This is a genomic window from Corallococcus carmarthensis, assembly GCF_003611695.1.
Taxonomy (GTDB): domain Bacteria; phylum Myxococcota; class Myxococcia; order Myxococcales; family Myxococcaceae; genus Corallococcus; species Corallococcus carmarthensis.
On the sequence record NZ_RAWE01000528.1, the window covers coordinates 1 to 248 of the forward strand.

The 248-nt window shown below is 58.9% G+C and carries 1 pseudogene; it reads left to right on the top strand.

Features of this window, described 5'->3' with window-relative positions:
- Nucleotides 1-108 (top strand): annotated as a pseudogene (locus D7X32_RS44780) (IS5-like element ISMra2 family transposase); the annotation flags it as partial.
- Nucleotides 109-248: the final 140 nt, after the last annotated feature.

Consider the following 248-nt stretch of genomic DNA (forward strand, 5'->3'; position numbering starts at 1 on the left):
CTCTTCAATCGCTTGAAGCAGAACCGGCGGGTGGCGACGCGCTATGAGAAGCGCGCCGCCAACTACCTGGCGATGGTCCTTATCGCCTCCATCCGCCTCTGGCTCTAATTTGCGGACACGCCCTAGTACCACTTAGTCGGTTGTTGAAGCTGCCGGTCGATCATGATCTACGGTCGTGATGGACCGGCGGACGCTGAAGCGACTCGATGAGGAGTTGCGCGAGTACCTCGACTCGATGGTGGAAGGAA